At 64.3% G+C, this 23,833-nt stretch carries 19 protein-coding genes; 11 read left to right on the top strand and 8 right to left on the bottom strand.

The features are described 5' to 3' along the window. Window positions 1–48: 48 nt before the first annotated feature. Window positions 49–1,032 carry a threonine/serine dehydratase gene (locus ACNJX8_RS37790; protein ID WP_439358766.1) on the bottom strand — a complete coding sequence of 328 codons (984 nt, stop codon included), beginning with the start codon at window positions 1,030–1,032 and terminating at the stop codon, window positions 49–51. Window positions 1,033–1,059: 27 nt separating this feature from the next. On the opposite strand from ACNJX8_RS37790, the gene ACNJX8_RS37785 reads away from it, so the two are divergent. Beyond that, entirely contained in the window at window positions 1,060–1,362 is a 303-nt protein-coding gene (locus tag ACNJX8_RS37785; protein WP_439358765.1) for an ArsR/SmtB family transcription factor, read from the top strand. 144 nt (window positions 1,363–1,506) lie between these two features. Beyond that, complete coding sequence (locus ACNJX8_RS37780) at window positions 1,507–2,136, top strand: glutathione S-transferase family protein (RefSeq protein WP_439358764.1); 630 nt, start codon at window positions 1,507–1,509, stop codon at window positions 2,134–2,136. Window positions 2,137–2,501: 365 nt separating this feature from the next. On the opposite strand, the gene metH is transcribed toward ACNJX8_RS37780, so the two are convergent. Further along, a complete protein-coding gene (metH, locus tag ACNJX8_RS37775) occupies window positions 2,502–6,359 on the bottom strand; it encodes a methionine synthase (protein WP_439358763.1) in 3,858 nt (1,285 codons plus the stop codon). Between the two features lie 6 nt (window positions 6,360–6,365). Further along, a complete protein-coding gene (gene metF, locus ACNJX8_RS37770) occupies window positions 6,366–7,286 on the bottom strand; it encodes a methylenetetrahydrofolate reductase [NAD(P)H] (RefSeq protein WP_164934715.1) in 921 nt (306 codons plus the stop codon). A gap of 369 nt (window positions 7,287–7,655) precedes the next feature. Between metF and ACNJX8_RS37765 the strand changes: the two genes are divergently transcribed. Then, window positions 7,656–8,672 carry an LLM class flavin-dependent oxidoreductase gene (locus ACNJX8_RS37765; protein WP_439358762.1) on the top strand — a complete coding sequence of 339 codons (1,017 nt, stop codon included), beginning with the start codon at window positions 7,656–7,658 and terminating at the stop codon, window positions 8,670–8,672. A 119-nt stretch (window positions 8,673–8,791) separates the two neighbouring features. Here ACNJX8_RS37765 and ACNJX8_RS37760 read toward each other — a convergent pair whose 3' ends face one another. Both ACNJX8_RS37760 and ACNJX8_RS37755 read right to left on the bottom strand, forming a co-directional pair. Beyond that, window positions 8,792–9,649, bottom strand: a complete 858-nt coding sequence (locus tag ACNJX8_RS37760; protein WP_128940022.1) for a prephenate dehydratase — start codon at window positions 9,647–9,649, stop codon at window positions 8,792–8,794. A gap of 21 nt (window positions 9,650–9,670) precedes the next feature. Beyond that, window positions 9,671–10,411, bottom strand: coding sequence for a 3-deoxy-manno-octulosonate cytidylyltransferase (locus ACNJX8_RS37755; protein WP_091890342.1), 741 nt, complete (start codon window positions 10,409–10,411; stop codon window positions 9,671–9,673). A 219-nt stretch (window positions 10,412–10,630) separates the two neighbouring features. Here ACNJX8_RS37755 and ACNJX8_RS37750 point away from each other — a divergent pair, with 219 nt between their 5' ends. The 6 genes from ACNJX8_RS37750 to ACNJX8_RS37725 all read left to right on the top strand — a co-directional run bounded on the left by ACNJX8_RS37750 (window position 10,631) and on the right by ACNJX8_RS37725 (window position 19,125). Beyond that, window positions 10,631–11,185 (top strand): c-type cytochrome, encoded by a 555-nt coding sequence (locus tag ACNJX8_RS37750; protein WP_128955548.1) that lies wholly within the window; start codon window positions 10,631–10,633, stop codon window positions 11,183–11,185. Between the two features lie 211 nt (window positions 11,186–11,396). Beyond that, on the top strand, window positions 11,397–13,304 hold the full coding sequence (locus tag ACNJX8_RS37745) for an extracellular solute-binding protein (RefSeq protein ID WP_128940024.1): 1,908 nt from the start codon (window positions 11,397–11,399) through the stop codon (window positions 13,302–13,304). 14 nt (window positions 13,305–13,318) lie between these two features. Next, window positions 13,319–15,193 (top strand): extracellular solute-binding protein, encoded by a 1,875-nt coding sequence (locus ACNJX8_RS37740; RefSeq protein ID WP_439358761.1) that lies wholly within the window; start codon window positions 13,319–13,321, stop codon window positions 15,191–15,193. A gap of 2 nt (window positions 15,194–15,195) precedes the next feature. Further along, complete coding sequence (locus ACNJX8_RS37735) at window positions 15,196–16,305, top strand: microcin C ABC transporter permease YejB (protein WP_128940026.1); 1,110 nt, start codon at window positions 15,196–15,198, stop codon at window positions 16,303–16,305. Beyond that, complete coding sequence (locus ACNJX8_RS37730) at window positions 16,305–17,483, top strand: ABC transporter permease (protein WP_128936650.1); 1,179 nt, start codon at window positions 16,305–16,307, stop codon at window positions 17,481–17,483. Before ACNJX8_RS37735 ends, ACNJX8_RS37730 begins: the two co-directional genes overlap by 1 nt. 4 nt (window positions 17,484–17,487) lie before the next feature. After that, window positions 17,488–19,125, top strand: a complete 1,638-nt coding sequence (locus tag ACNJX8_RS37725) for an ABC transporter ATP-binding protein (protein WP_439358760.1) — start codon at window positions 17,488–17,490, stop codon at window positions 19,123–19,125. Between the two features lie 6 nt (window positions 19,126–19,131). Here the strand turns inward: ACNJX8_RS37725 and ACNJX8_RS37720 are convergent, their stop codons facing one another. After that, window positions 19,132–19,974, bottom strand: a complete 843-nt coding sequence (locus ACNJX8_RS37720; RefSeq protein ID WP_439358759.1) for a C40 family peptidase — start codon at window positions 19,972–19,974, stop codon at window positions 19,132–19,134. Next, window positions 19,967–21,340 (bottom strand): leucyl aminopeptidase family protein, encoded by a 1,374-nt coding sequence (locus ACNJX8_RS37715; RefSeq protein WP_439358758.1) that lies wholly within the window; start codon window positions 21,338–21,340, stop codon window positions 19,967–19,969. Before ACNJX8_RS37715 ends, ACNJX8_RS37720 begins: the two co-directional genes overlap by 8 nt. Window positions 21,341–21,535: 195 nt before the next feature. Here ACNJX8_RS37715 and ACNJX8_RS37710 point away from each other — a divergent pair, with 195 nt between their 5' ends. Next, window positions 21,536–21,739: a hypothetical protein gene (locus ACNJX8_RS37710; RefSeq protein ID WP_128936646.1), complete on the top strand. Its 204-nt coding sequence runs from the start codon at window positions 21,536–21,538 to the stop codon at window positions 21,737–21,739. A 243-nt stretch (window positions 21,740–21,982) separates the two neighbouring features. Beyond that, window positions 21,983–22,795 (top strand): tetratricopeptide repeat protein, encoded by an 813-nt coding sequence (locus tag ACNJX8_RS37705; protein ID WP_439358757.1) that lies wholly within the window; start codon window positions 21,983–21,985, stop codon window positions 22,793–22,795. Window positions 22,796–22,849: 54 nt separating this feature from the next. Here ACNJX8_RS37705 and ACNJX8_RS37700 read toward each other — a convergent pair whose 3' ends face one another. Beyond that, window positions 22,850–23,824, bottom strand: coding sequence for a type II secretion system F family protein (locus ACNJX8_RS37700; protein ID WP_128955540.1), 975 nt, complete (start codon window positions 23,822–23,824; stop codon window positions 22,850–22,852). Between the last annotated feature and the right edge of the window lie 9 nt (window positions 23,825–23,833).

The following is a 23,833-nucleotide window of genomic DNA, read 5'->3' as shown; positions in this document are numbered from 1 at the left end:
TTGCAATTGGCAGATCAATGCGCGCGGCCCGATGATGTCACCCTGAAGCTAGCCGTCGAAACTCACCGCCGTGGTGTTGGCGCCGCAGACCAGGACCGCGACGCGCTCACCGGGCGAGGGACGGTAGCGGCCGGAGAGCAGCGCGGCAAAGGCGGCTGCGCCGCCGGGTTCGGCCACCAGGCGCAGGTGCGACCACAGGGCGGCCTGTGCTTGCCGGATCGCATCATCGCTGACCAGGATGACGCGCTCGACATGAGCGCGCGCGATCGGAAACATCAATTCGCCGACGCGTCGCGGCGCAAGGCTATCAGCAGCGAGACCGCCCGCCGGTGCATCGACCGGGGCACCCGCCTCGAACGCATTATGCAGGGTGGGCGATTGCTCCGGCTCGACCGCCACGATGCGCGTCCGGCCGGCGAACCACGCCGCGATGCCGCCGATCAGTCCGCCGCCGCCGACCGCCACCAGCAGTGTGTCGATGCCGGGCGCGTCCTGTTCCAGCTCCAGGCCGACGCTGCCCTGGCCGAGCAGGGTCTCCGTCTGATCGTAGGCATGGACGGCCAGCGCGCCGGTCTGCGCGACATGGGCTTCGCTTGCGGCGAGCGCATCGGCATAGCGGCTGCCTGCGATCACGAGCTTGGCGCCATAGCCCCTGATCCGCTCGGCCTTGGCCGGCGAGGTGATGTCGGGCACGAAGATCGTAGCGGGAATGCCGAGCCGCTGCGCCGCATAGGCCACCGCCGCACCGTGATTGCCGCCGGATGCGGCGACGACGCCCGTCTCGGGCACCTGCCGCAGCAGCAGGTTGGCGAAGGCGCCCCGCGCCTTGAACGATCCGGAATGCTGCAGCATCTCCAGCTTGAACGTGACTGGCAAGGCCGCCAGGCCGAAATCCGCAAGATCGGCCTGAACGAGTGGCGTGCGCCTGATATGCGGGCGGATCACGGCCTCGGTCGCCGCAATCCGCTCCCGTGTGATGTTCGTTGTCGCTGTCATGATACCGTCCTTGATAGCGTATCGGAGGATTGACATCAATTAGGTAATTAGCAAAATGGCTAAATGAAATTTACCGTCGCCTTGCGCGCCCTCGCCAACGAGCGTCGCCTGCAGATCCTGGAATGGCTGCGCGATCCCAGGAAGCATTTTCGCGAGCAGGCCGATGGCGACCTGCTCGAGGACGGCGTCTGCGGATTGCTGATCGCCGAGAAGCTCGGCGTCAGCGCGCCGACGGTGAGCGAGCACATGCGGGTGCTGACGGCCGCAAAGCTGGTGCGCGCCAAGCGCATCAAGCAGTGGACGATGTATAAGCGCAACGAGACCGCGATCGCCGCCATCAAGCGCTCGATCCAGGACGGCCTTTGAGCGCGCGATTGCGAATGGTGCTGCCGCCGGTGCTATTGCAGCCGGCGCAATGCTCCATTTCCAAGATCTTCCTTGCGCGGCAGCGGTCTTGTCGTCGACACTGATCGGCCCTGCCGTGTCCAACCACTGGGAAGAGCGAGACCCATGTTCCTGATCGGCCAATATGATTCCCCCTTCGTCCGCCGCGTCGCGATCGCGCTGCGGCTTTACGGGCTCGCCTTCGAGCACAGGCCGTGGTCGACCTTCGGTGATGCCGACAGAATCGCGCCGTACAATCCGCTGCGCCGCGTGCCGACCCTGGTGCTCGACGATGGCGAGGCGCTGATCGAAAGCACGATCATCCTCGATTATCTCGACGATCTCGTCGGTCCCGAGAAGGCGATGCTGCCGCGCGGCGGCGCCGATCGCCGCAAGCACCTGCGCATCTGTGCGCTCGCCTCCGGTCTCGGCGACAAGGCGGTCAGCCTGCTCTACGAGCGCGTGCTGCGGAAGGAGCAGCTGGCGCTGTGGGTCGAGCGCTGCCAGGCGCAGATCGCGGACGTGCTCGCCGTGCTGGAGGCCGAGCGCGCCAAGGTGACGACGCCGTACTGGCTGGGTGATCGCATCGGCCATGCTGACGTCGCGGTCGCCTGCGTCGTCCGCTTCACCCGCGAGGCGCACCCGCAGCTGTTCGACGCGTCACGCTATCCGGCGCTGAGCGCGCATGCCGAGCGCTGCGAGGCACTGGCGCCGTTCAAGGAGATCGTGCAGCCCCTGGCCCCGCCGAAGGGGTGAGTTTCTTACCCTCCCCTGGAGGGGGAGGGTCGATCGCGCCCAGCGCGAGCGGGGTGGGGTGGTCTCTCACCACGGGCAGTGCGTGCGCGGACAGACCGTCACCCCACCTCGGTCCGCATTCCGCTTCGCTGCATGCGAACCGATCCTCCCCCTCCAGGGGAGGATGGGGACCGGGGGTGCAGGAAGAGTGAAAGGACACATCCGCTGGCGTTGCGTCACCGGGCACAGCAGCCGATGATGGAATATTACCCCTGTTTTGCCCGACGCCGCAACTCGTTTTCGGCAATACCGAAATTGTCCAGCCTTTTCAACCCCATCGCTACTGTGCATGGGGTTGTTTTCTCACTTTTTGTTTTGAGGCGCGCTTAACCGGCCCCCGCGCGCTTCTTCTGCCAGACGAGATGCACCGCGCAGGTGCAGCCCGGTGGATGCGAGGCGAGGTCTTTCGGCATCTCGTCATTCGCCGGTGTTGCCGCGAAGGCCTTGTCGATGCCCTGCTGCGAGGGAATGTAATTCAGCACCGGCGCCAGCCAGCGCTCGGCCTCCGCCACGCTCATCCCCTTGCGCGCGGCGTAATCCTCGACCTGGTCGCGCTCGATCTTGCCGACGCCGAAATAATAGCTCTGGGGATTGGCGAAATAGAGCCCGGACACGGATGAGCCCGGCCACATCGCAAAGCTCTCGGTCAGCTTCACGCCGGCGGTCGCTTCTGCATCGAGCAGCGCGAACAGCGTCGCCTTCTCGGTGTGATCGGGCTGCGCGGGATAACCGGGCGCGGGGCGGATGCCCTGATACTTCTCCAGGATCAGCTCCTCGTTGGTGAGCGCCTCGCTAGGTGCATAGGCCCAGAACTCGCGGCGCACGCGGGCATGCATGCGCTCGGCGAAAGCTTCGGCGAGGCGATCGGCCAGCGCCTTGCACAGGATCGAGGAGTAGTCGTCATTGGCTTTTCTGAAGCGGTCGGCGACCACATCCTCACCGATGCCGGCGGTGACGACGAAGCCGCCGACATAGTCGGGCACTCCGGTGCCGACGGGCGCGACGAAGTCGGCGAGCGCCGCGTTGAAGCGGCCCTCGCGCTTCTCGAGCTGCTGGCGCAGCGTGTGCAGCGTCGCAATGCTCTTGGTCCGGCTTTCATCGGCATAGAGCACGATGTCGTCACCTTCAGTATTCGCCGGCCAGAATCCGATGGTCGCACGCGCTCGGAACCACTTCTCCTTCACGATGGTGTCGAGCATCTTGCGCGCGTCGTCGTAGAGCGAGCGCGCGACCTCGCCGACCTTGGCGTCGTCGAGGATGGCGGGGAAGCGTCCGGCGAGCTCCCAGGTCTGGAAGAACGGCGTCCAGTCGATGTAAGGCACGAGCTCGGCGATGTCGTAGTCGTCGAAGCTCCTGATGCCGAGGAAAGTCGGCTTCACCGGCTTGTTCGCGGCAAAATCGACCGGCACGCGGTTGGCGCGGGCATCGGCCAGCTTCAGCCGCTTCTTGTCGGCCTGCGCGCGCAGATGCGCCTCTGAAATCTTCGCGTATTCGGCGCGCACCTCGGCGGCATAGGCCTCGCGCTTCTCCGGCGAGAGCAGCGCCGAGGCCACGCCGACGGCGCGGCTGGCGTCGTTGACATGCACGACCGGGCCGGCGCGATAGCTCGGGTCGATCTTCACCGCGGTATGCACGCGGCTGGTGGTGGCGCCGCCGATCAAGAGGGGCAGCTTGAGGCCTTCACGCTGCAATTCGCCGGCGAAGAACGCCATCTCGTCGAGCGAAGGCGTGATCAGGCCTGATAGCCCGACGATGTCGGCTTTCTCAGCTTTCACGGTCTCGACGATCTTGGCCGCCGGCACCATCACGCCGAGGTCGATGACCTCGAAATTGTTGCACTGGAGCACGATGCCGACGATGTTCTTGCCGATGTCGTGGACGTCGCCCTTGACGGTCGCGAGCACGATCTTGCCGGCGGACGAGGAGCCTTCGGTGCCGATGCCGCTGGCGAGGTTGCGCGCCTTCTCCTCCTCCATGAACGGCATGAGGTAAGCAACGGCCTGCTTCATCACGCGCGCGGACTTCACCACCTGCGGCAGGAACATCTTGCCGTCGCCGAAGAGGTCGCCGACCACGTTCATGCCGGCCATCAGCGGGCCCTCGATGACGTCGAGCGGGCGTGAGGACAGTTTTCGGGCTTCTTCGGTGTCCTGTTCGATGAATTCGGTGATGCCATGGACGAGCGCGTGGCTCAGCCGCTTCTCCACCGGCCATTCGCGCCAGGCGAGATCGGCTTCCTTAGCTTCCGTCTTCTTGCCGCGGAATTTTTCCGCCAGCGCCAGCAGGCGCTCGGATGCGCCGGCATCGCGATTGAGGACGACGTCCTCGCAGGTCTGGCGCAGCTCGGGGTCGATGTCGTCATAGACGATCATCTGCCCGGCGTTGACGATGCCCATGTCCATGCCCGCCTTGATGGCGTGATACAGGAACACCGAGTGCATGGCCTCGCGCACGGGCTCGTTGCCGCGGAACGAGAACGAGAGGTTGGAGACGCCGCCCGATACATGCGCGCCCGGCAGGTTCTGGCGGATCCAGCGCGTCGCCTCGATGAAGTCGACGCCGTAATTGTTGTGCTCCTCGATGCCGGTCGCGATCGCAAAAATGTTGGGATCGAAGATGATGTCCTCGGGCGGGAAGCCGACGCGGTTGACCAGGATGTCGTAGGCGCGCTTGCAGATCTCGGTCTTGCGCGCGAACGTGTCGGCCTGGCCGACCTCGTCGAACGCCATCACCACGACGGCTGCGCCATGGCGGCGGGCGATCTTCGCCTCGTGAATGAACTTGTCCTCGCCTTCCTTCATCGAGATCGAATTGACGACCGGCTTGCCCTGCACGCATTTCAGGCCGGCCTCGATCACCGAGAATTTCGAGGAATCGACCATCACGGGAACGCGGGCGATGTCGGGCTCGGCGGCGACGAGGTTGAGGAAGGTCACCATCGCCGCTTCGGAATCGAGCAGGCCCTCGTCCATGTTGACGTCGATGATTTGTGCGCCGTTCTCGACCTGGTCGCGCGCGACCTGCAGCGCGGCGGTGTAGTCGCCGGCGGTGATCAGCTTGCGGAAGCGGGCCGAGCCGGTGACGTTGGTGCGCTCGCCGACATTGACGAAGGGAATCGCATCCGTCAGCACGAACGGCTCGAGGCCGGAGAGCCGCAAGCGCGGCGCGATCTCCGGCACGATGCGCGGCTTGTGCGGGGCCACCGCGGCGGCAATCGCCGCGATGTGATCCGGCGTGGTGCCGCAGCAGCCGCCGACGATGTTGACGAGGCCGTCGCGCGCGAATTCGCCGATCAGGCGCGCCATGTATTCCGGGCTCTCGTCATACTGGCCGAACTCGTTCGGCAGGCCGGCATTGGGATAGGCGCACACGAGCGTGTCGGCGACGCGGCCGATATCCGCGATATGCGCGCGCAGGTCCTCGGCGCCGAGCGCGCAGTTGAAGCCGATGGTAACAGGCTTGGCGTGCCGCACCGAATTCCAGAACGCTTCCGGCATCTGGCCGGAGAGCAGGCGGCCGGATTTGTCGGTGATGGTGCCCGACACCATCACCGGCATGTCGATGCCGCGCTCTTCGGTGATCTCGGCGATCGCATAGAGCGCCGCCTTGGCGTTGAGCGTGTCGAAGATGGTCTCGACCAGCAGCAGATCGACGCCGCCGTCGATCAGGCCGCGGATCTGCTCGCCATAGGATTTGCGCAAATCATCGAAGGTGACGGCGCGGTAGCCGGGATTGGAAACGTCGGGTGAGATCGAGGCGGTGCGGTTGGTCGGTCCGATGGCACCGGCAACGAAGCGCGGCTTGCCGTCCTCGGCCTCGACGCGGCGTGCCGCGTTGCCTGCGAGGCGGGCGCCTTCACGCGCCATCTCGTAGACGATGTCGGTGAGGTCGTAATCGGCCTGCGCGATCGAGGTCGTCGAGAAGGTGTTGGTGGCGACGATGTCGGCGCCGGCACGCAAATAGGCGGCGTGGATGTCCTCGATCGCCTGCGGCTGGGTCAGGATCAACAAATCGTTGTTGCCGCGCAGGTCGCGATGAAAAGTCTTGAAGCGCTCGCCGCGGAAGGCCGCCTCGTCGAGCTGGAGATTCTGGATCATCGTGCCCATGGCGCCATCGAGCACGAGGATGCGTTCGCGCGCGGCGTTCAGCAGGGCAGTTCGCTTGGGAGAGGTGGCTACGGTCATCTGATCTTACGCAGCTTTCTGTGCGCTCTTGGCGCGAATGCCGAGCAAATGGCTGATCGCGAACACGAGATCGGCGCGGTTCATGGTGTAGAAGTGGAAGGTGTCGACGCCGTGCTTCGCCAGCTTCTGCACCTGGCCGGCCGCAACGGTTGCGGCCACCAGCTTGCGGGTCTCGGCGTCGTCGTCGAGGCCTTCGAATTTCGCGGCGAACCAGTCCGGCACGGTGGTGCCGGCGCGGGTGACGAAATTACGGGCCTGCTTGAAATTGTGCATGGGCATGATGCCCGGCACGATCGGGATGTCGATGCCGCGGGCGCGGACGCGGTCGAGGTAGCGGAAGTAGAGGTCGTTATCGAAGAACACCTGGGTAATCGCGCGCGTCGCACCCGCATCGACCTTGGCCTTCAGCGTGTCGATATCGGCGTCGAAGTCGCGCGCTTCGGGGTGCTTCTCGGGATAGGCCGACACGCTCACTTCGATATCGCCGTGCCGCTTCTTGATCCCCGCGACGAGCTCGGCCGAGCTCTGGTAGCCGTCGGGATGGCTGAAGTAGGGCGTGCCGATGCCGCCAACGGGATCACCGCGCAAGGCCACGATGTGGCGCACGCCGACCTCGTGATAGCGGTCGACGATCTCGTCGATCTCGCCGCGCGAGGCGCCGACGCAGGTCAGATGCGCCGCCGGCAGCAGCGCGGTCTCTTTCAGGATGCGGGCGATGGTGGAATGGGTGCGCTCGCGGGTCGAGCCGCCGGCGCCGTAGGTCACCGAGACGAATTTCGGGTCAAGCGGGGCCAGCCGGTTGATGGCGTCCCAAAGATTCCGCTCCATCTCCTCGGTCTTGGGCGGAAAGAACTCGAACGAGATCGCAGGCCGCTTCAGGTGCCCGTCTTGCCTGTTGTCTTGGCCAGGCGTCGTCACGTCAGTCATGGCACCACTCACTCCAATTTCAGGCGGCGATCCGTCTTGAGAGACCTAAAATACGGCAAAGCCCGTTTGATCGACAGCCCATCGATGATGGGAAATTGCCCACTACGGGGTGAACAGAAGGAATTTCGTTGCTATTTGCGATCTTGGTGGGAAATAGGTCGAGAGAACATAGTATTTTGATACAAAATGACTATTTCAAATAGTTGACTCTTCGGCGATCTCGATTTCGTCGGTGGGCAAGTCGAATTTAGTTATGCAGAAGTAATAATTGTCCCAACTGGACGTCTCAGCGTGTCCGCCGGTCCGTACACGTCAGGCCTGCGCAGCCTGCCGTTGCCGCTGCCCGGCACTCCATTACGTTAACGCGCCATGATCCCGCTCTCAGTCCTCGACCTCTCGGTCGTCACCACCGGCACCAAGCCCGCCGCGGCGCTGCGCAACAGCATCGATCTGGCGCGCCACGTCGATGGGCTTGGCTATGTCCGCTACTGGCTCGCCGAGCATCACAACCTCGCGTCCGTCGCGAGCCCCGCGCCCGACGTGATGATCGGGCAGATCGCGGCGGTGACGAAACACATCCGCGTCGGCTCCGGCGGCGTAATGCTGCCCAACCACGCGCCGCTGGTGGTGGCCGAGCGCTTCAAGATGCTGGAGGCGCTGTTTCCTGGTCGTATCGACCTCGGTCTCGGCCGCGCCCCCGGTACCGACGGCGCCACCGCCTACGCGCTGCGCAGCCGCCTCGATCGCCGCGAGGGCGACGATTTCCTGGAGCGGCTGCACGAGCTGATTTTGTGGGAGACCCGCGAATTCCCCTCGGGCCACCCCTACAACAATGTCGTCGCCATGCCCGACGACACCAGGCTGCCGCCGATCTGGCTGCTCGGCTCGAGCGATTATTCCTCCGAGCTCGCCGCAGAGGTCGGCATGGGCTTCGCCTTCGCCCATCACTTCGCCTCACACGATGCGATCGATGCGATGGTGCATTACCGCAACCGCTTCCAGCCCTCGGCCTGGCGCGCCCGCCCGCACGCAATCCTCGCGGTCGCGGCCATCACGGCCGACACCGATGAGGAGGCCGAAAGGCTCGCCAGCTCCTTCGACCTCAACCGCCTTCGCCGCGACCGCGGCCAATATCTTCCGCTGCCGAGCGTCGAGGAGGCGCTGGCCTATCCCTATACGGATGCCGAGCGCATCTCGATCCTCCGCAACCGCTCGCGCCTGTTCGTCGGCAGCCCGACAAACGTGCAGAAGAAGCTTCAGCCGCTGATCTATGCGAGCAAGCCGGACGAGCTGATGGTGATCACCGCCGTGTATGATCACGAGGCACGCAAGAAGTCGTATTCACTGCTGGCGGAGGCGTTCGGGCTGGCGAAAAGTGCGGCTTAGATCGTGCCCCGGACGTAGCGCAGCATGAAATGATGCGCTGCTGGGGCCGGGGCCCATCGCACGTCTGAGTATCGTGGGGCTGGGTCCCGGCTCGCGCTTCGCGCGTCCGGGACAGGAAGCTAATCCTGCGCCTCGCTGAACGTCGCACGGAACGGGTGCCCCGGATACACCCCGACGATGCGGAATTCGCGCGAGAAGAATTTCAGCTCCTCGATCGCGAAGGCGAGGCCCTTGTCATCGGGATGGCCGTCGACGTCGGCGTAAAACTGCGTGGCGAAGAAATTGCCGTCGACCATGTAGCTTTCGAGCTTGGTCATGTTGACGCCGTTGGTGGCAAAGCCGCCGAGCGCCTTGTAGAGCGCGGCCGGCAAATTGCGCACCCGGAAGACGAACGTCGTGACCAGCGGGCCCGAGCCTTGCGCGGCCCATTTCGGCTCGCGCGCCAGTACCACAAAGCGCGTGGTGTTGTGGGCCTCGTCCTCGACGTCCTCGGCGAGGATGTCGAGCCCATAGACCTTCGCGGCGAGGCGCGAGGCGATCGCCGCGACGGTCTTGTCCTTGCGCTCGGAAATGTCGCGGGCGCTGCCGGCGGTGTCGGCGTGCACGATCGGCTTGATGCCGAGCTTGCGGATGATGCGTCGGCACTGGCCAAGCGCATGGACATGGCTCTCCACGCTCTTGATGTCTTCTAGCTTGGTGCCCTTCACCGCCATCAGCTGATGCCGGACCGGCAGGAACCATTCGCCGATGATGAAGAGGCCGGAGGCCGGCAGAAGGTGATGGATGTCGGCGACGCGGCCGGCGACCGAATTCTCGATCGGGATCATGCCGAGATCGGCATCGCCCGACGAGATCGCCGACAGCGCGTCCTCGAAGGTGGCGCAGGGCATCGGCTCGGCGTCGGGATACGCTTCGACGATGGCGATGTGGGAATTGGCCCCAGGCTCGCCCTGGAATGCGATTTTCAGCTTGCTCATGGTCGGCCTTGTAACAGCGGCTCAGGATTTGGAAAGGATGCTACGCGCGGTTTCGAGATCGGGCGGCGTGTCCACGCCACGCGGCACGCTGTCGACGATCATGATGTCGATGCGCATGCCGGCTTCCACCGCCCGGAGCTGTTCCAGGCTCTCCTGGCGCTCCAGAGGCGATGGCGGCAGCGACACGAACCGTTCCAGCGCGGCGCGACGGTAGGCGTAAAGGCCGATGTGGTGGTAACGCGGTCCGTTGCCGTATGGGGCTGTTGCGCGGGTGAAATAAAGTGCCCGTAGCCGCCGCGGCCCGATCGGCGAGCCCACAGCCTTCACGACGCTCGGGGCGAGATCCTCCTCCTCGGTGTGGATCTGCGAGGCCAAAGTCACGATATCGACCGCAGGCTCGGCAAAGGGTGGCAGCACCTCGCGGATGGTCTGAGGCGTGATGGTCGGGAAGTCGCCCTGGAGATTGATCACGATCTCGGCCTTGCCGTCCGGATCGAGCTTTTGCATGGCCTCGTGGATGCGGTCCGAGCCCGAGGGGTGGTCCGGGCGGGTCATCACCGCCTCGCCGCCATGGGCGGTCACCACGGACGCGATCTCCGGCGTGTCGGTTGCGACCGCGACCCGGCCGATTGCAGCGGCTTCTGCGCGGCGCAGCACATGTACGATCATCGGCAATCCCGCGATATCGGCGAGCGGCTTGCCGGGCAGGCGGGTGGCGGCCATGCGGGCCGGGATCAGCACCAGGATGCGGGGATCGATCATTGGGTCAAGGGCCTGGAAACGGTGCGTTTTCCGCGCCGAGAAATGGAGTGGGGACGGGCTGAAAGCCGGGTCGCTTATACGGGTTGCCAGACCCCGGGCAAACCGATATCTCAATGGCAAAACTCGGGGAAACAATAAGGAACGTTTTGATTCTCCCGAGGCTCGTCCTGGCGGCCGCTTGGGCCGCTGTTTCCTTGTTGCGGTGGGGCCTGGCCGGAAATGGACTCTTTCGAACTCAATAAGATTCTCGGTGCCGTGCTCGGCACCTGTCTCGTTCTGCTGGTGACGAGCTTCACCGCCCAGGCGCTATTCTCCCCCAAGATGCCGGAAAAGCCGGGCTTCGAGATCGCAGTGAAGGAAGATGCCAGCCACGGCAAGGAAGGCGGCGGCGCCGCTGCCGCACCGTCCGAGCCGATCGAAAAGCTGCTCCAGACCGCCTCCGTCGAAAAGGGCGCGGCGGCCGCCAAGAAGTGCGGCGCCTGCCACACCTTCGAGAAGGGCGGCCCGAATCGCGTCGGTCCGAACCTCTATGGCGTCGTTGGCGAGCCGAAGGGGGAAGGCCGCGGCTTCAACTTCTCGGCTGCCATGAAAGCCAAGGGCGGGACCTGGACGTTCGACGACCTCAACAAGTTCATCGCCAATCCGAAGGGCTTCGTCCCTGGCACGGCGATGGGCTTCGCCGGTATCCCGAAGGATTCCGAACGCGCCGACGTCATTGCCTATCTGAATTCGCTGTCGGAGCATCCTCAGCCGCTGCCGACGGCGTCGAAGTAAGACGTCAAAAACCTATCTTGGAATACGCGGCCAGGCTGAAAAGCCTGGCCGTTTCCGTATCCGGGCCTCGCGGCGACGTTATCGGGGCTTTTGGCCGCATCTGAGAGGCAGTCCGGGCTTCCAAGATGAGGAAAAAGCAACATATTCGGTCGAAACCTCGCCTATATTGGGAACTTAAAGGAGTAGCCTCCTTCAAGACAGGAATGTTGATTTGGCCATCACCCGACGCGATCTCCTGCTCACCGGCACTGCGGCCGCAGCGCTCCCCGCCCTCGGTTCCGTGGGCAGCGTTTCCGTCATCGGCACGGCACAGGCGCAATCGGGTGAGCTGCCTTCGACTGGGCTTCCCTGGCGCCATGCGCTGTCGCTGTTCGGTGACATCAAGTATCCCGCCGACTTCAAGCGCTTCGATTACGTCAATCCGGATGCGCCCAAGGGCGGTGTCGCCCGCCTGATCTCGATCGGCACCTTCGACAATTTCAACCTCGCGGTCGCCGGCATCAAGGGCTCCCTCGCTCCAGCCGCGGCGATGATCTACGAAACGCTGATGACCCGGGCGCAGGACGAGGTGGCGACCGAGTACGGCGAACTTGCCGAGGCCGCACAACATCCGGACGATTTTTCCTGGGTGATCTATCGTTTACGCAAGGAAGCCCGCTGGCATGACGGCAAGCCGGTGACGCCGGACGACGTTATCTTCTCGCTGGAGACATTCAAGCAGCAGAGCCCGATGTACGCGTCCTACTATCGCCATGTGACCAAGGCGGAGAAGGTCGGCGAGCGTGACGTCAAGTTCAGCTTCGACGGGCCGGGCAACCGCGAATTGCCGACCATCGTCGGCGAATTGATCGTGCTGCCGAAGCATTGGTGGGAAGGCACCGACGCGCAGGGCCGCAAGCGCGATGTCAGCGCGACCACGCTGGAGATCCCGCTGGGCTCCGGCCCGTACCGGATCAAGGAATTCGTGGCGGGACGCTCGATCAAGCTGGAGCGGGTGAAAGATCATTGGGGTGCCAATCTCCCCAGCCAGATCGGCACCAACAATTTCGACGAGCTGCGCTTCGAGTTCTTCCGCGACAACATCGTGGCGCTGGAAGCCTTCAAGGCCGACCAGGCCGACTGGATCGCGGAAAACTCCGCCAAGCAGTGGGCGACGGCCTATGACTTCCCCGCGGTCGCGGAGAAGCGGGTGATCAAGGAAGAATTTCCGATCAACGATTCCGGCCGCATGCAGGCCTTCGTCGTCAACATCAGGCGCCCCCAGTTCAAGGACGCGCGGGTGCGGCGGGCCTTCAACTATGCCTTCGACTTCGAGGAGATGAACAAGCAGCTCTTCTTCGGTCAGTACAAGCGCATCAACAGCTATTTCGAAGGTACAGAACTTGCCGCGACGGGTCTGCCCCAGGGAGAGGAATTGCAGATCCTCGAAACCGTAAAGGACAAGGTGCCGCCGGAAGTTTTCACCACGCCTTACCAGAATCCAGTCGGCGGCACTTCGGAGGCCGTGCGCGCCAATCTGCGCGAAGCGGCAAAGCTGCTGAAAGAGGCCGGTTTCGAAGTGCGCGACCACAAGCTGGTGGACGCCTCGGGCAAGGTCCTGACGGTCGAAATCCTGGTGCAGGATCCCTCATCCGAGCGAATCGCACTGTTCTACAAGCCGTCGCTGGAGCGGATCGGCGTCAATGCGTCGGTTCGTACGGTCGATGATGCGCAGTACCAGAACCGGTTGCGCAGCTTCGACTTCGACATGATCATCGATCAGTGGGGCGAGTCGCTCTCGCCGGGCAACGAGCAGCGCGAGTTCTGGGGCTCGCAGGCCGCCGACATGCCTGGTGCGCGCAACACCATCGGCATCAAGAACCCTGCTGTGGATGCCTTGATCGAGAAGGTGATCTTCGCCAAGGATCGCGCTGGTCTCGTCGCCGCCACCCATGCGCTCGATCGCGTGCTGCTCTGGAATTTCTACGTGGTGCCTCAGTTCACCTATCCGTTCGCACGCTATGCCCGTTGGGATCGCTTCAGCCACGCCGAGCCAATGCCGAAATATGGACGGTCCGGCCTGCCGACGCTGTGGTGGTATGACGCCGAAAAAGCGGCGCGGAACGGAAAACGCGCTTGAGGGAGCCTTTGCGCATGGCGCAGCTTTCACGCCGGCAGGTACTTGCCCTGGGTGTCGCCGGCGCACTCGGTGCCGCCTGGCAGCGCGGCGCAACGGCGTCGGAAAGGCCGACCGAGGCCCACGGCATCTCGGCGTTCGGCGATCTCAAATATCCCGCCGATTTCCACCATTTCGATTATGTCAATCCGGGCGCGCCGAAGGGCGGCCCGTTCTCGCTCATCCCGTCGGTGAAATCGTATAATCAGTCCTACCAGACCTTCAACTCGCTCAACGCCTTCATCCTCAAGGGCGACGGCGCGCAAGGCATGGACATGACGTTTGCGCCGCTGATGGTGCGGGCAAATGACGAGCCGGACGCGATGTACGGGCTCGCCGCTCAATCCGTGCAGATATCGCCGGACCGGCTGGTCTATCGCTTCACGATGCGGCCCGAGGCGAAATTCCATGACGGCAGCAAGCTCACCGCCCACGATGCGGCGTTCTCGTTGAACGCGCTGAAGACCAAAGGGCATCCATTGATCATCGTGCAGATGCGCGACGTGGTGAGCGCTGAAGCGATCGACGATGCGACGCTCGTCGTGACCTTTGCCAAGGGACGTGCCCGCGACGTGCCGCTCTATGTCGCCGGACTGCCGATCTTTTCGAAGGCGTACTACTCGTCCCGCCCGTTCGATGAATCGACGCTGGATATTCCGCTCGGCTCCGGTCCGTACAAGGTCGGCAGGTTCGAGGTCAATCGCTACATCGAGTTCGAGCGGGTCAAGGACTGGTGGGCCGCCGACCTGCCGGTTTGCCGCGGCAGCTATAATTTCGACGTCGTGCGCTATGAATTCTATCGCGACCGCGACGTCGCCTTCGAAGGTTTCACCGGCAAGAACTATCTGTACCGTGAAGAATTCACCTCGCGCATCTGGGCGACGCGCTACGACTTTCCGGCCGCCAAGGATGGTCGCGTCAAGCTCGAGGTCGTGCCTGACGACACGCCCTCCGGTGCGCAGGGCTGGTTCATCAACACGCGACGCGAGAAATTCAAGGACCCTCGCGTGCGCGAGGCCCTGATCAACGCCTTCGATTTCGAGTGGACCAACAAGACCATCATGTACGGCGCCTATGCCCGTACGGTGTCGCCATTCCAGAACTCGGACCTCATGGCCGGCAACGGGCCTCCGTCGCCGGAAGAGCTGAAGCTGCTGGAGCCGTTCCGCGGCCAGGTTCCCGACGACGTGTTCGCGGCGCCCTTCACGCCGCCAGTCTCCGACGGCTCCGGGCAGGACCGCAGCCTGTTGCGCAAGGCGCAGCAATTGCTGAACGAGGCCGGCGTACCGATCAAGGACGGCAAGCGGGTGCTGCCGAATGGCGAGATCTTCAGGATCGAGTTCCTGCTGGACGAGCCCTCCTTCCAGCCGCACCATGCGCCCTACATCAAGAACCTGGGGACGCTCGGCATTGAGGCGAGCGTGCGCGTCGTCGATGCCGTGCAGCACAAGGCGCGCCAGGAAGATTTCGACTTCGACATGACGATCCAGCGTTTCAGCATGTCGGCGACGCCGGGCGATGCCATGCGCGCGTTCTTCTCGTCGCAGGTTGCCAACACCAAGGGCTCGTACAATCTCGCGGGCGTCGCCAGCCCGGCGATCGATGCCATGATCGAGAAGATCATGGCGGCCGACAGCCGCGAGGAATTGACGATCGCCTGTCGGGCCTTCGATCGCCTGTTCCGCGCCGGCCGCTATTGGGTGCCGCAATGGTATAACAAGACGCACCGGCTGGCGTATTGGGATCAGTTCAGCCATCCCCAGAAGCTGCCGCGTTACGCCAACGGCGTCGGTGCTCCCGACATCTGGTGGCATGATGGCGCCAAGGCGGCCAAGCTCGAGCAGGCGAAATAATCATGAGCGCCTATATTGCCCGCCGCATCCTCTTGATGATCCCGACGCTGCTGGGGATCCTCTTCGTGTCCTTCATCGTCGTGCAGTTCGCGCCGGGCGGCCCGGTCGAGCGCGTGATCGCGCAGCTCTCGGGCGCCGACACCGGCGGCAGCTCGCGCATTTCGGGCGGCGGCGATTTCGCGCAACGCGCCCCGGGGCAGTTAGGGGCCGGCGGCGATGCCATCAACTCGAAATATCGCGGCGCGCAGGGCCTCGATCCTGATTTCATCAAGAAGCTGGAGGCGCAGTTCGGCTTCGACAAGCCGGCGCCGGAACGCTTTCTCCTGATGGTGTGGAACTTCGCGCGCTTCGATTTCGGCAAGAGCTATTTCCGCGACGTCAGCGTGATCCAGCTGATCAGGGAGAAGCTGCCGGTCTCGATCTCGCTCGGGATCTGGCTTACGTTGATCACCTATCTGATCTCGATCCCGCTCGGCATCCGCAAGGCGGTCAAGGACGGCACGCGCTTCGACACCTGGACGTCGACCGTTCTCGTGCTTGGCTATGCCATTCCCGGCTTCCTGTTCGCTGTCCTTCTCATCATCCTGTTTGCCGGCGGCTCCTTCTTCAACTGGTTCCCCCTGCGCGGACTGACCTCCGACGGCTGGTCGCAGTTTCCCTGGTACTGGAAGATCATCGATTATTTCTGGCATCTGACGCTGCCGCTGATTGCCATGGGGCTCGGCGCGTTCACCACCATGACGTTCCTGACCAAGAACTCGTTCCTGGACGAGATTCGCAAGCAATATGTCATGACCGCGCGTGCCAAGGGGTGCGGCGAGGGCCGGGTGCTTTACGGGCATGTCTTCCGCAATGCGATGCTGATCGTGATCGCCGGTTTTCCCGGGACCTTCATCCACGCCTTCTTCTCGGGCTCGCTGCTGATCGAAACCATCTTCTCGCTGGACGGGCTCGGGCTGCTCAGTTTCGAGAGCGTGCTTAACCGCGACTATCCCGTGGTGTTCGGTACGCTCTACATCTTTTCGTTGGTCGGCCTCGTGATCAACCTGATCTCCGACCTGACCTATATGTGGATCGACCCCCGGATCGATTTCGAGGCGCGGGAGGTCTGATGACGATTACCGCGCCGACGCCCATCGAGACCACGACTCAATCCCCAATGGGGGAGGTCGTTCCGATCACGCGCAAGTCGTTCGCCCCTTCGCCGCTCAACAAGCGGCGCTGGCAGAACTTCAGGGCGAACCGCCGCGGCTACTGGTCGTTCTGGATCTTCATTATTTTGTTCGTGGTCTCGCTGTTCGCCGAACTGATCGCCAATGACCGGCCTTTCTTGATCAAGTTCGACGGCCGGCTCTATTGGCCCGCCTTCGTGACTTACTCGGAGACCACCTTTGGCGGCGATTTCGAGACGGCGGCCGACTACCGCGACCCCTATTTGCAGAAGCTGATCAAGGACAAGGGCGGCAGCATCGTCTGGCCGCTGATCCGCTATTCCTACGACACCCACAATCTCGATCTGCCGACGCCGGCGCCGTCGCCGCCGACCTGGATGCTGACCGAGAAGCAATGCAAGCCGGTGGTGGAGAAGAAGGGGCTGAAGAGCTGCCGCGACCTCGAATACAACTGGCTTGGCACCGACGATCAGGGGCGCGACGTGGTCGCGCGGCTGATCTACGGATTCCGCATCTCGGTGCTGTTCGGCCTGTGCCTTACCATTATCTCATCCGTCATCGGCATCGCGGCGGGGGCGGTGCAGGGCTATTTCGGCGGTCGGGTCGATCTCATCTTCCAGCGCTTCATCGAGATCTGGACAGCTATTCCCTCGCTCTACCTTCTCCTGATCCTGTCCTCGGTCCTCGTGCCCGGCTTCTTCGTGCTGCTGGGTATCCTGTTGCTGTTCTCCTGGGTCTCGCTTGTTGGTCTCGTGCGGGCCGAGTTCCTGCGCGGGCGCAATTTCGAATACATTCAGGCGGCGCGGGCGCTCGGTGTCTCCAATCCGGTCATCATGTTCCGCCATCTGCTGCCGAACGCCATGGTCGCGACCATGACGTTCCTGCCCTTCATCGTGTCGAGCTCGGTGATGACGCTGACGGCGCTCGATTTCCTGGGCTTCGGCCTGCCGCCGGGGTCGCCCTCTCTGGGCGAATTGCTGTCGCAGGCGAAAGCCAATGTGCAGGCACCTTGGCTCGGCTTCTCCGGTTTCTTCTCGGTCGCAATCATGCTGTCGCTCTTGATCTTCATCGGCGAAGCCGTGCGCGACGCCTTCGATCCGCGCAAGACGTTCAGGTAAACCAATGGACGCGATCAACCAGCCCCTGCTCAGCGTGCGCGATCTCTCGGTGACCTTCCACCAGGGCGGCTCCACCACGCTCGCGGTCGACAAGATCTCGTTCCAGATCAAGCGCGGCGAATGCGTCGCGCTGGTTGGCGAATCCGGCTCCGGAAAATCGGTCAGCGCGCTCTCGATCCTGAAGCTGCTGCCCTATCCGAACGCGTCGCATCCCTCGGGCAGCATCCGCTTCAAGGGCCAGGAGCTGATCGATCAGTCCGAGCAGCAGATGCGGGAGGTCCGCGGCAGCGACATTTCCATCATCTTCCAGGAGCCGATGACCTCGCTCAATCCGCTGCATACGATCGAGGCGCAGATCGGCGAGATCATCCAGCTGCACAATCCGACCAGCAATGCCGAGGCGCGCAGGCGGACGCTCGAATTGCTGACGCAAGTCGGCATTCCCGAGCCCGAGACGCGGCTGAAGAGCTATCCGCACCAGCTCTCCGGCGGTCAGCGCCAGCGCGTGATGATCGCAATGGCGCTCGCCAACGAGCCCGACCTCTTGATCGCGGACGAGCCCACCACGGCGCTCGATGTCACCGTGCAGGCGCAGATCCTGGCGCTGCTCGCCGAGATCCGTTCGCGGCTCGGCATGAGCCTGCTCTTCATCACCCACGATCTCGGCATCGTGCGCCGCATCGCCGACACCGTCTGCGTCATGAAGGGCGGTGTGATCGTCGAGCAGGGGCCGGTCGAGCAGGTCTTCAGGAGCCCGAAGCATCCCTATACGCGCGACCTGCTCGCGGCCGAGCCGAAGCCCGATCCGGCGCCGCCGCAGCCGGGTGCGCCGGTGGTGATGTCGGCCAATGAGCTGAAGGTGTGGTTTCCGATCAAGCGCGGCTTGATGCGCAAGACGGTGGGCCACATCAAAGCGGTCGACGGCGTCAGCGTCGCCGTGCGCAAGGGCGAGACCCTCGGCGTCGTCGGCGAGTCAGGTTCGGGCAAGACCACACTGGGACTCGCACTGCTGCGGCTGATCTCCTCGAACGGACGCATCGTGTTTCTGGGCAAGGACATCCAGGGCCTGCGCTTCAAGGAGATGCGGCCCTTCCGGCGCGACATGCAGATCGTGTTCCAGGATCCGTTCGGCTCGCTCTCACCGCGCATGTCGGTCGCCGACATCATCGCCGAAGGCCTCTCCGTGCATCAGCCGAATCTCTCGCGCGAGGAGCGCGAGGCGCGCGTGGTCAAGGCACTCGAGGATGTCGGGCTGAAGCCGGACACCCGCTACCGCTATCCGCATGAATTCTCCGGCGGCCAGCGCCAGCGCATCAGCATCGCGCGCGCGGTCGTGCTGGAGCCGGATTTCGTCGTGCTGGACGAGCCGACTAGCGCGCTCGACATGCTGTTCCAGGCGCAGATGGTCGATCTGTTGCGCGAGCTCCAGCGCAAGCGCGACCTCACCTACATGTTCATCTCGCACGATTTGCGCGTCGTCGCCTCGCTCGCCAGCCATCTCATCGTGATGCGCGGCGGCAAGGTGGTCGAGGAGGGACAGGCGGCCGAGCTCTTCAAGAACCCGAAGACGGATTACACCCGCGCGCTGTTCGCCGCGGCGTTCCGGCTGGAGACGGCCGGGAATGGGGCGGTTGCGACGTAGCGTTCGTCAGAGCCGCTTGATCGCGGCGACCTCGCTGCCGGCTTGCGTGATCCGCGCGAGCGCCGGCTCGATCGGCTCGATCACGGTCGCCATGTGGTGCGCATTGGCGTGAACCATGGAGCCGGCGTCGCGGACGATGGCGACATGGCCCTTCCAGAAGATCAGATCGCCGCGCACCAAGCTACCCCACTCATGCGGCTCCAGCGCGCGGCCGAGGCCGGCCTGCTGCATGTCGCTGTCGCGCGGGCAGCCGATGCCGGCAGCAGTGAGCGAGACCTGGACGAGGCCCGAGCAATCGATGCCAAAACTGCTCTTGCCGCCCCAGAGATAGGGCGTGCCGGCGAAGCGCTCGGCGACGGCGACGAAATCCGGCTCGCGATGATCGAGCGGGGCAAGATGCGTTTTCGGTAAGAACGTTCCTTCGCGCGTCACAGCGAAGGCCCCGTCCTCGCGCACGATCGTGAGCTTTGATCCCAGCACCAGCGTGTCCGCCGGCGGCAATTTGATCGAGGGGCCGGGGAAGGCAAATGTTCGCAGCGCGCTGACCACGTGGGTCGGGGCGGCCGCGGGCTTCATGAGCGCTGCATCCGGCAGCCAGCCCACATAGCCGTCGCCGTTGAGCTGGCCCCAGGCCCAGCCTTCGCCGTTGCGGTCGTAAATGGTGACGCGCTCGCCGCGCAGCGCCTCCGTCATCAGCGTCGCGTTCGACGATGGCTGCTCGCGCACCGGCGCGATCGCCTCGACCACCTCGAATTCCTCGCCGGTGACGAAGCGATCCGCCTCAACCTTGCCTTCGAGATATTTCGCGGCGATGTCGCCCCGCGCCGGCGTCAGCCGCAGGTCATGCATAGCGTTCGCTCAAGAGTGCGTAGATGGCGCGTGCGGCTTGGCACTCGCCGCCTTCGGGCCGCGCCGGCTTCGCCGACGGCGTCCAGCCATAGATGTCGACATGCAGCCAGCTTTTGGCATGCTCGACGAAGCGTTGCAGGAACAGCGCGCAGGTGATCGAGCCGGCGAAGCCGCCGGACGGCGCGTTGGTGATGGTCGCCGTCTTGGAGTCCAGCCAGGCATCGTAAGGCGGCCACAGCGGCATGCGCCACAACGGATCGTTCTCCTTCACTGCGCAACGCGCGACGTCGGCGGCCAGCGTCTCATCGTTGGTGTAAAAGGGCGGTAAATCCGGCCCCAGCGCAACGCGCGCCGCGCCGGTCAGCGTGCCCAGGTCGATCAGCAGCTCCGGTTTCTCCTCATCGGCCAGCGCCAGCGCGTCGGCGAGGACGAGGCGGCCTTCGGCGTCGGTATTGCCGATCTCGACCGTGATGCCCTTGCGCGAGGTGAAGATGTCGAGCGGGCGGAAGGCATTGCCGGCGACCGCGTTTTCCACGGCCGGTATCAGCACGCGCAGCCGCACCTTCAGCTTCGCATCCATCACCATGCGTGCGAGCGCGAGCACGTTGGCGGCGCCGCCCATGTCCTTCTTCATGATCAGCATGCCGCTCGACGGCTTCAGGTCGAGCCCGCCGGTGTCGAAGCAGACGCCCTTGCCGACCAGTGTCACCTTGGGATGAGCCGGATCGCCCCAGCCGATGTCGATCAGCCGCGGCGCGCGGCTGGAGGCCATGCCGACGGCGTGGATCAGCGGAAAATTCGTCTTCAGATCCTCACCGATGGTGCAGGCGAAGCTTGCGCCGAATTCGGCGGCGAGCGCTTGTGCGGCTGCGGCGAGCTGCTCCGGTCCCATGTCGTTGGCCGGTGTGTTGATGAGATCGCGCGCCAGCATCGCCGCATCTGCCATGCGATCGATTTCGGTCGCCTCGACGCCATCCGGCGGCACCAGCCGGACGTCGGGCCTGTCAGCCTTGCGGTAGCGGGAAAAGCGGTAGCTGCCGAGTGCGAAGGCGAGCGCCGCCAGCCGTGCATCGTGCGGCGCATTGGCAAAGCGATAGGTGCCCGGCGGCAGCAGGCCGGGCAGGGCGCCCGGCCGGAACAGGTCGCGCGATCTGGCGCCCTCGTCCTCGAGGCCGAACAGCACCTGTGCAATTGCGCCATCCGGCGCGGGCAGCGCGAGATAGCCGCCGGGCTTGGAGGCAAAGGCGCTCGCGGTGGCGAACTGGCGTTGCGCCGGCGGCAGCGCCTCAGCGACCTGATCCCAGCTCGATTTGGTAACGAAGGTGATCGGGATGGCGGTGGGCGACGTCTCGAAGACAGAAGGCATTGGCGGGTCCGGATCATCAGATCAAGCAGGTCGTAGGAACGAGACTTCGCAGAGTTTCGCCGCCGCCGCAATCGGCTTAGCTGTCACCGGTCAGCGAGCCGCTACTCGCAGTGCGGGGGCCATGCTAGGTTCCGAGGACGGCCGCCAGCTGTTGGAGTTCGCTGGCGGCCGACGAGCTTGCCGGGAGGAATTGCAATGGAATTCGTGTGGAGCGTGGTCACGTTCATCGGCCAGGCCATCGAGGCGATCTTCGGCTATGTCGAGCACCATCATTGGATCTTCGCGTTCCTCGCCGGCGGCTACGTCTTCTATCTCCACGACCGCTCCGTCCACGCGCGGTTCGATGCGCTGGACAAGCGCATCGATGAAATCCGCAAGCGGCTCGCCATCGAATATTGACCGGGCGGGACGAAGCCGCCGTCGGGCAGATCTCGTATTCACTGCGCGACGGAGAGTGCAATTGCCGCGGGACCTGAACGAACAGGTGAAGGTGCTCGGCCTCGATCTCGGGGCCGGCGGGAAGGTGCCGCCGCAGATGCTGCCGTGAGCGGCGTGACTTGGCCGATGTTAACTGGCCGTTAGGGTTAACAGTCTATTGCTGGCGCGTTCGGCTCGATCAATCGGCTCGAGAGTCAAAGCGTCATGCGTCAACGGTTCAGTCTTGCCCGGCTTCTTGCGTCCACCTCGCTGATCGCGGCAGTGGCTATGGGCCTCGGCGGCTGCACGGGCATGTCGAAGCTCTCCGAGGTCACGGGCTCGGTCGGGCCGCGGGCGGAAGCCGCTCCCGCCGATCCCGCGCGCGCTGTCGAAGTCTATGGCGAGCGCTATCGTGCCAATCCCAAGGATGCCGGCGCCGCGCTCGCCTATGGCCAGGCCTTGCGCGCCAACGGGCAGCGCGCCCAAGCCGTCGCCGTACTCGAGCAGGCGACCATCGCCAATCCCGGCAACAAGCCGCTGCTCGCCCAGTACGGCCGCGCGCTCGCCGACAACGGCAATTTCCAGCAGGCCTTCGACGTGTTGTCGAAGGCGCATTCGCCCGACAATCCGGACTGGCATCTGCTCTCGGTGCAGGGTACTGCGCTCGATCAGATGGGCCGGCACGAGGAGGCGCGCTCCTATTATGCGAGCGCCCTGAAGATCGCGCCGGGTGATCCCGGCGTCCTCTCCAATCTCGGCCTGTCCTACATGTTGACGAGGAACCTGCCCAAGGCCGAAGAGGCGCTGCGACAGGCTTACGCTTCGCCGCGCGCGAGCGCCCGGGTGCGGCAGAATCTCGCTCTGGTCGTCGGCCTCCAAGGACGCTTCGCCGAGGCCGAGACCATCGTCAAGGCGGACCTGCCGCCGGACCAGGCCGCGGCCAACATCGCCTATCTCAAGGAAATGCTGAACCGCAACGACGCCCCGCGCGGCGCACCGAAGCGGACCCCGGTCGCTTCGCTCAGCCAGCCCGATTGAACGGCCTGATCTTGAGCTTGACGTCGCCGGCGGACCGCGCGCCGGTCTCTCGCATCAGTGCAGCTCGGTGATCTTGATGCCCGTCGGTCCGAGAATGACGACGAACAGCACTGGCAGGAAAAACAGGATCATCGGCACAGTCAATTTCGGCGGTAGCGCAGCGGCCTTCTTCTCGGCCTCATTCATGCGCATGTCGCGGTTTTCCTGCGCCATGACGCGCAGCGAATGCCCGAGCGGCGTACCGTAACGCTCCGCCTGCTGAAGCGCGAGACAGACCGACTTGACGCCTTCGAGCCCGGTGCGCCGCGCCAGGTTTTCATAGGCCATCTTGCGGTCCTGCAAGTAGGACAGCTCGGCCGTGGTCAGCGCGAACTCCTCCGACAGCGCAATCGACTGGCCGACGATCTCGGTGGAGACCTTCCGGAACGCCATTTCGACCGACATGCCGGATTCGATGCAGATCAGCAGCAGGTCGAGCGCGTCGGGAAAGGCGCGCTTGATCGAGAGCTGGCGCTTGGAGATCGCGTTCTTGAGGAACAGCATCGGGGCCTGCAGGCCGAGATAGGCCGCGCCGACGCAGATGCCGATCTTGATCGGCATCGCCTGCTTCATGTGCGCGATCAAGAAGACGTAGACAGCGGCACCGACGAAGAGCCCGATCGGAGCGACCATGCGGGCAAACAGGAAGGTGATGTAGGGCGCCTGCCCTCGGTAGCCCGCCATGATGAGCTTGTCGCGGGCGGCTTCCTGCGCGAGCCATTTGGTGAGGTTGAAGTCCTCGACCACCTTGGAGACGAGCTGCTTCGGCGTCTGGCGCAGCGACACCTTCTCGCTCTTGTTGAGGCGCTCGCGCTCGCGCTGCCGCAGGCGCTCACGCTCGCTCGCCACCGCCTTCATGCGCTTGGAGAGTCCCTCGCCGGCAAACAGCGGCATCACCAGCGTATAGACGGTGGCGCTGGCGGCAATGGCCGCCAGCAGCATGGTCATGAAGCGGACGTCATGTAGCTTCGAAACGAGAAACTCGACCATACGGCACCG

This window comes from Bradyrhizobium sp. SPXBL-04, assembly GCF_051853035.1.
Taxonomy (GTDB): domain Bacteria; phylum Pseudomonadota; class Alphaproteobacteria; order Rhizobiales; family Xanthobacteraceae; genus Bradyrhizobium; species Bradyrhizobium zhanjiangense.
Note: the sequence above shows the minus strand (reverse complement) of the source record. Positions and strands in the feature narration are given on the sequence as shown.